7 protein-coding genes and 1 tRNA gene are annotated in these 6775 nt (G+C 47.9%); 4 read left to right on the top strand and 4 right to left on the bottom strand.

The window, feature by feature from the left end:
- Positions 1-47 precede the first annotated feature (47 nt).
- From KDK19_RS20620 to KDK19_RS20610, 3 genes are all read right to left on the bottom strand, one after another.
- Positions 48-135: transfer RNA gene (locus KDK19_RS20620), tRNA-Ser, on the bottom strand.
- A gap of 103 nt (positions 136-238) precedes the next feature.
- Complete coding sequence (locus tag KDK19_RS20615; protein ID WP_257287942.1) at positions 239-1072, bottom strand: SDR family oxidoreductase; 834 nt, start codon at positions 1070-1072, stop codon at positions 239-241.
- Between the two features lie 206 nt (positions 1073-1278).
- A complete protein-coding gene (locus KDK19_RS20610; protein ID WP_257275293.1) occupies positions 1279-1788 on the bottom strand; it encodes a lactoylglutathione lyase family protein in 510 nt (169 codons plus the stop codon).
- Positions 1789-1887: 99 nt separating this feature from the next.
- Here KDK19_RS20610 and KDK19_RS20605 point away from each other — a divergent pair, with 99 nt between their 5' ends.
- Positions 1888-2820, top strand: coding sequence for a LysR family transcriptional regulator (locus KDK19_RS20605; protein WP_257275294.1), 933 nt, complete (start codon positions 1888-1890; stop codon positions 2818-2820).
- Here KDK19_RS20605 and rmuC read toward each other — a convergent pair.
- Positions 2790-4280, bottom strand: coding sequence for a DNA recombination protein RmuC (rmuC, locus tag KDK19_RS20600; protein ID WP_257254921.1), 1491 nt, complete (start codon positions 4278-4280; stop codon positions 2790-2792). The two genes, KDK19_RS20605 and rmuC, sit on opposite strands and share 31 nt — an antisense overlap.
- A 155-nt stretch (positions 4281-4435) precedes the next feature.
- Here rmuC and KDK19_RS20595 point away from each other — a divergent pair, with 155 nt between their 5' ends.
- From KDK19_RS20595 to KDK19_RS20585, 3 genes are all read left to right on the top strand, one after another.
- Positions 4436-4990 (top strand): DUF1415 domain-containing protein, encoded by a 555-nt coding sequence (locus KDK19_RS20595; protein ID WP_257275295.1) that lies wholly within the window; start codon positions 4436-4438, stop codon positions 4988-4990.
- 318 nt (positions 4991-5308) lie between these two features.
- Positions 5309-5872, top strand: coding sequence for an alkyl hydroperoxide reductase subunit C (gene ahpC / locus KDK19_RS20590; RefSeq protein WP_257254284.1), 564 nt, complete (start codon positions 5309-5311; stop codon positions 5870-5872).
- 73 nt (positions 5873-5945) lie between these two features.
- The coding region (locus tag KDK19_RS20585) for a thioredoxin family protein (RefSeq protein WP_257292839.1) at positions 5946-6775 on the top strand (830 nt) is incomplete at its 3' end.

Genomic DNA, 6775 nt, shown 5'->3' with positions numbered 1-6775 from the left:
GTACTCTATCCAGCTGAGCTACGAGCGCGTAATACTAAATTGTTCACTGGCGGTGAGGGAGGGATTCGAACCCTCGATACGTTTCCGTATACACACTTTCCAGGCGTGCTCCTTCGGCCACTCGGACACCTCACCGTTGTCGTTGTTCGCGTCTGTTGTTGCGAACGGAGCCGTACTTTATAGCAGGAGTGTCTGAAAGGCAAAGCCAAAATGCACTTTTTTTCTACTTTTAGGGCAATTACTTAACGGACAAACGGTCAAGCCTGAACTTGCGCCTGAGAATAGCCTCAAACCATGAAACAGGCAGCCATCTTTTCAGCTCTGGCAGCGCCCGACTGCCATTGCCCACTCTTAAAATGCCCTGCTGACTTGACGATTCCAGCCAAACAGCAATCTCTGAAGCTACTGTCTCGGCAGGGGTCGGTCTGTCCTGAGAAGCACTCGCTCGTGCTCTGACTCCCTCTTCAATTGGAAAATACAGGGAGTCTTCAGTAAACACCCGATCAAGTGCTTCATTGGCATTCTCTGCAAATCGGGATTTGATCGCACCGGGTAATACGGTCAGAACTCTGATGCCAAACGGCTGAAGCTCCATTCTCAAAGCATCGGAAAAGCTATTGAAGGCAGCTTTTGAAGCACAATAAAGCCCGGAGAAAGGCGTAGTGACTTCTCCTGAAATACTGCCAATATTAATGATCGTACCTTCCTTGTTAGCACACATTTCCTTGATGACTTTGTTGGCTAGCAATACCGGAGCAAAGACGTTGGTTTCAAACTGTTGCAGGAGTTCTTCGCGGGGTAATTCAGCCACTGCCCCCATTCCACCATAGCCTGCATTGTTGATTAGGATATCCAATCCGCCATCTTCAGCCTGAATCTCTTTCAATACCCTGTTAACCTGGTCCTCATCAGTGACATCCAGCTCTGCTGTCCTGATTCTTTTTTCTGACAGATGTTTGATTGATTCCAGCTTTCTTGCTGTGGCCCAGACCTTGAACCCCCTCTGGTTCAACTCCAAAGCCAACGCCAGCCCAATGCCGGATGAACAGCCGGTAATCAGCACATTTTTCATTGCTTCACTCCATAAGCCAAGGCTTTGTTGTCTTTAAAACGGGTGACAATCATGCGACAAAAGTCATTTTTGACAAATCATCTATAGTAACTCCAGATTCATGATATTCACTTTTTCAGACCAACCATGAACCGGTAAAAAATAATCTGAACCGTGGTCAGTTTATCCTTTACCGGCTAACGAAATCAGAAGCAGTGAAACAGACTTCAGCTCTTGGTGTAAGCACCAGAAGAATAAATCAGCTCGTAGCTGTGGCTGTAGATTTCCAGAATATTGCCAAACGGGTCTTCCATATAAACCATACGATAAGGCTTTTCATCCGGGTAGTAGTAACGAACTGGCATACGCTGCCTGCCACCTGCGGCAACAATTTTTTCTGCCAGACCTTCAACATCCGGGTCCTGAACACAGAAATGAAAGACACCGGGCTTCCAGTATTCAAAGTTATTGTCACGCTCTTCGTAGTTCTTGAATTCGAACAGCTCTACACCGATTCTGTCACCTGTTGACATATGTGCGATGCGAAATGATCCCCACTCAGGACCAAAAACATCAGTACACATCACACCAATAGCACTGTCATCTTCTACAATCTCTGTGGGCTCCATAATCAGGTACCAGCCCAACACCTCGGTGTAGAACTTAACGGCTTTCTCCAGATCCGGTACTGAGATTCCGATGTGTGAAAAGGTGCGAGGGTAAACTGTATTAGACATTGAGCAAACTCCATCCGTTTTTCATCAATGGCAGCAGTTTAAAAAAACCAATCAACAACTTAAAATTATTATTTATAATATATTTAATAATATTTAATTATGGTAAATCCAAGCTGGCTGAGAACCTTCATTACCCTGATCGAGCAGGGTCACTTCACCCGAACGGCAGATCTTCTGGCTATGACCCAACCCGGAGTCAGCCAGCATATTAAGAAACTGGAAACTCATTATCAGACAAGCCTGATCAACCGCCAGGGCAAACACTTTGAACTGACTCCAGCGGGTGAAATGGTATATCGCTTTGCCCTTAAAATACTGGAAGGTGAAGAAAATCTGAGGGAGGCGCTAAACAGGGATGACCCCCATTCCGGCTTATGTCGTCTATCTTCACCCGGAGCCCTGGGTCTGGCTCTTTACCCAAGACTCATCAACGCCCAGAAAAGGAACCCGGGCCTGAAAATATTTTTTGAGATTGCCCCAAACCACCGGATTGAGTCTGAACTGCTAAACAATCGTCTGGACTGTGGCTATATGAGCCAGAAGCCGGAATCCAGCAGCCTGGAGGCTCAATCTGTCATGACCGAAGAAGTCTGTCTGGTCGTACCTGTAAACTTCCAATTTCGGGAATATGAACAGCTCCGGACACTGGGTATGATTCATCACCCGGACGCAGAACATCATGCCAGCCTGTTGCTTGAGGAAAATTTTCCTGGCGTCTTCAGGGGGATTTCTGACTTCCCGGCCAACGGCTACATCAACCAGATTAACCTGATACTCGAGCCTGTAGCGGCAGGATTAGGGTTTACGGTGCTGCCGGTATCAGCTGTCAGATCTTTCGCCTTTCCTGAAAGGATCAAGGTAGTGGGATTGCCTGAGCGCGCTTATGAAACGATCTACCGGGTCTTTAAAAAGCACCGGCTGCTCCCTTCCAGATTCCAGTTTATTCAGGAAACCCTTTTTTCGGATCAAGAGTCGATGCAGAAAACCGATGAATCGTCTTATCAGTCTTCATCATCCTCAATGGATTGCTGATCACACTCGATGGCTATGTCGCTTCCCAAGTCAGCCGTTTCCAGCGTCTGTCTGGGCAGCTCCTTTTTCACTCGCACCCCCAGATTCAAGAACTGATCCGCCTGAGAGATCAGATTCCCCCGACCGTGCTTCAAGGTGCCCATAGCGTCATCGTATGTACCTCTGGCACTGGTCAGTTGCTGATCCAGCTTTTCCATCTTCTCAACAAAAATACGAAGTTTGTCGTACACTTGGCGAGCCTTGTCAGCCAGCTTTCGGGCATTGGCATTCTGTCTTTCTATTGTCCAGAGGTTAGACACTGTTCTGAGTGTGGCCAAAAGTGTGGTGGGTGTTACCACCACAATACGCTTCTCAAAAGCCTCATTGAATAATTGCTGGTCATGCTGGAAGGCCACCATGAAGGCAGGTTCAACCGGCATGAACATAAAGACAAAGTCTGGCGCTTTAACCTCTGGCAGTGAGGGATAATCTTTCTCGTTAAGACTGTGGATGTGGTTCCGTATGCTTTGTATATGTCTCTTCAGAGCGGCTTCACGCTCGGCATCGGTTTCCGCATTGACATAACTCAGGTAGTCCACCAGCGAGACTTTGGAGTCAATAATCAGATGCTTTTGTTCGGGTAGATAGACGATAAAGTCAGGCCGTTTGTTCTGGCCTTCTTCATCCTTGAAATTGGCTTCCCGCTGGTACTCCTGCCCTTTGATCAGGCCACTGCTCTCCAGAATCTTTTCAACTTGCAACTCACCCCAATTACCCTGTAGCTTTTTATCACCTTTCAGAGCTCTGGCAAGGTTGCCTGCTTCATCGGTGATCTTCTGGTTCAGATTATGCAGGGTCTCCAGCTGCTGTTTGAGCGCAGCCCGACCTTCGTTGTCCGCTTTTCTGGCTTCTTCGACCTTGTTTCGAAACTCGCCGAGTTGTTCCTTGAAAGGTTTCAGCAGGTTTTCCAAACCTGCCTGATGCTGTTGTGAAACCGATTGACTCTTGGCTTCCAGAATCTCATTTGCAAGATTACCAAACTCCTCCTTAAGCACTTGTTTATTGTCTTCCAACTGCCGCAATGACTTGTCATTTTGCAACTGTTGCTCTTCAAGCCTGACCTTCAATTCCCGAACCTGCTTTTCTGCAGTAAACCGGGCTTCCTGCTCATCCCGATGTTTTAACAGACCTTCCCTGAGTGACTCTTCTCTTTCCTGAACTCTGTGTTTTTCATTATTCAGCAGGGTTTCCAGTTTTCCTTTTATAATGTGCAGGTCGCGATTATCCCATTGCAGCTTGTCCCTTTCACTGAAAAGCTGATCCTGCTCTGCGACAAGTTCAGAAATTCTGAGCCCCTGCTGATGCATCTGTGCAGTCAGCTTTGCCAATCCGGCAGCCGCTCTTTGTCTGGCAAACAGCCAGGATAATCCGGAACAGATCAAGATCAGGACAATAGCCGCAGCCATTTCAATTGCAGACATGCACGCACTCTCATCAGCACAGGTTACTACTGATGAACATTACGGTATTTTTACTGAAATCAACAGCTCAGTGCTGTTGCCTATCTCTGCCACTTTCGTGCTCCGAAAAGTACTTTCTGCCATACTTGGTGACACATTAACCCGGACTTCCCCCCATGAGTAAAGAGATTAATGCAGTCAGCCAATGGCTTAAAGAGGTCGTGATTGGCCTGGATCTCTGCCCCTTTGCAGCCTGGCCAGAGCAACACAACCAGATTCGAATCACCCTCTCAAGGGATACCACGGAAGACGCTCTGCTGGAGACGTTGCAGTCTGAACTGACACTTGCTGCCGAGACACCTGCCAGTGAACTGGAGACCACCCTGATTGTCATCGCGAACATGCTTGAGGATTTTGACGACTATAACCAGTTTCTGCAGCATGTGGATGCCCTGCTTCGCGGCTTCCATTGGGAAGGTCAGTTCCAGATAGCCAGTTTCCATCCAAATTACTGCTTTGCCGATACTGACCCGGAAGATGATGAAAACCTGACCAACCGTTCCCCCTACCCTCTTCTGCATATTATCCGGGAAGACAGCCTGGAGAAGGCCCTGGCCAGTTACCCGAACCCGGATGGCATTCCCGATAGAAACATTAAACAGATGAATAACCTGACAGCCGATGAGAAACTGAAGCTGTTTCCTTATCTATTTGCCCGCAAAACACGCTAGCGCCATACCCCATATCGTAGTAGCACTAAGCCTGTCGAATTACAGTGCCGTAGCCCTTCAGCAAGCTCAGAAAAACGGAGTATGTATATCAGCGCGTAGCTGCACAAAAAGCCTGTTGAGTTTGATACATCTCTATCAAATAAAGCTGCTGCAATGAACAGAAAAATATAACCCGCCACCTGACCAATAGATTAAATCTATTAATAGCATTTGAACGATCAATTATACCAATCAATCAAATCGGCATATTCTTTCCATGTCGCCACCGAAAACGGCTGACTAAAAAACAGAATGATTACCAGCAAGAAGGAATAAACCATGTCCCTCATTAATACACAAATCAAGCCGTTCAAAGCCACTGCTTTTCACAATGGCGACTTCGTTGAAGTGACCGAAGAGAGCCTGAAAGGCAAGTGGTCTGTTGTCTTCTTCTACCCGGCAGACTTCACCTTTGTTTGCCCGACTGAATTGGGTGACCTGGCTGACCACTACGAACAACTTCAAGCTATGGGTGTTGAAGTGTACTCCGTCTCCACAGACACCCACTTCACTCACAAAGCCTGGCACGACAGCTCTGAGACCATTAACAAGATCAAATACCCAATGATCGGCGACCCAACCGGTCAGATCACTCGCAACTTTGAAGTCATGATCGAAGAAGAAGGTCTGGCTCTGCGAGGCACCTTTGTCATGAACCCTGAGGGTGAGATCAAAGTCGTTGAAACTCACGATTCGGGTATTGGCCGTAACGCTGGAGAGCTGGTTCGCAAGATTCAAGCGGCTCAGTTCATCGCAGAGAACCCTGGTCAGGTATGCCCGGCTGCATGGCAACCGGGTGAAGAAACTTTGGCGCCTTCCCTGGACCTGGTCGGCAAAATCTAAACTGTCCGGGCTCCCCGCCATTATTCAACAGCAGAGAGCCTGAACCAAATCGAAAAGATCAAGCGAGTCAATCATGTTAGATGCAAACATCAAAAAGCAATTGGAAGCTTACTTTCAGAACCTGAAAACACCTGTTGAGATCGTTGTGTCTCTTGATGACTCTGCGAAATCACAGGAAATGGCTTCACTTGCTAAAGACCTTGAATCACTCTCCAGCCAAATCACGTTAAGTGAAAGTAACAACGAGCTGGAAAGAAGGCCTTCCATGGCCATTCAAGGCCAGGACAATCGCCCTGCAATCCGCTTTGCCGGGCTGCCTATGGGCCACGAATTTAACTCATTGATACTGGCTATTCTCCAGAGCGGTGGTCATCCAGCCAAGATGGAAGCTGATTTGCTCGAGCAGATCAAACAACTGGAAGGCGAGTTCAATTTTGAAACTTATATCTCCCTGTCCTGCCAGAACTGCCCTGAGGTTGTTCAGGCTCTGAACTTGATGGCCGTCTTGAATCCCGGTATCCGGCACACCATGATCGATGGTGCCTTGTTTCAGGATGAGGTGGATGAAAAGCAGGTCATGGCTGTACCCGCCGTATTTGTTAACGGCCAGCCATTTGGTCATGGTCGTATGAATACCGCCGAAATCGTTGCCAAACTGGACATAAATGCTGAAAAGCGTACGGCTGAAGCCATCAACAAGAAAGATCCTTATGATCTGTTGATTGTCGGTGCCGGTCCGGCGGGTGCGGCCGCCGCTATTTATGCAGCTCGCAAAGGTATTCGTACCGGTCTGGTAGCCGATCGCTTTGGCGGTCAGGTGATGGACACCATGGCCATTGAAAACTTCATCTCCGTTAAGGAAACCGAAGGTCCAAAACTAGTGGCCAATCTGGAACAACACGT

Origin of the sequence: Endozoicomonas sp. ONNA1 (genome assembly GCF_024606325.1) — a bacterium.
Classification (GTDB): Bacteria; Pseudomonadota; Gammaproteobacteria; order Pseudomonadales; family Endozoicomonadaceae; genus Endozoicomonas_A.
Note: the sequence above shows the minus strand (reverse complement) of the source record. Positions and strands in the feature narration are given on the sequence as shown.

What these genes read in the sequence shown, in the direction of transcription:
- KDK19_RS20595 (WP_257275295.1), top strand. Translation starts at nt 4,436, where the DNA reads ATGAGTAAAGAGATTAATGCAGTCAGCCAATGGCTTAAAGAGGTCGTG.
- KDK19_RS20615 (WP_257287942.1), bottom strand. Translation starts at nt 1,072, where the DNA reads ATGAAAAATGTGCTGATTACCGGCTGTTCATCCGGCATTGGGCTGGCG.
- ahpC (WP_257254284.1), top strand. Translation starts at nt 5,309, where the DNA reads ATGTCCCTCATTAATACACAAATCAAGCCGTTCAAAGCCACTGCTTTT.
- rmuC (WP_257254921.1), bottom strand. Translation starts at nt 4,280, where the DNA reads ATGTCTGCAATTGAAATGGCTGCGGCTATTGTCCTGATCTTGATCTGT.
- KDK19_RS20605 (WP_257275294.1), top strand. Translation starts at nt 1,888, where the DNA reads ATGGTAAATCCAAGCTGGCTGAGAACCTTCATTACCCTGATCGAGCAG.
- KDK19_RS20610 (WP_257275293.1), bottom strand. Translation starts at nt 1,788, where the DNA reads ATGTCTAATACAGTTTACCCTCGCACCTTTTCACACATCGGAATCTCA.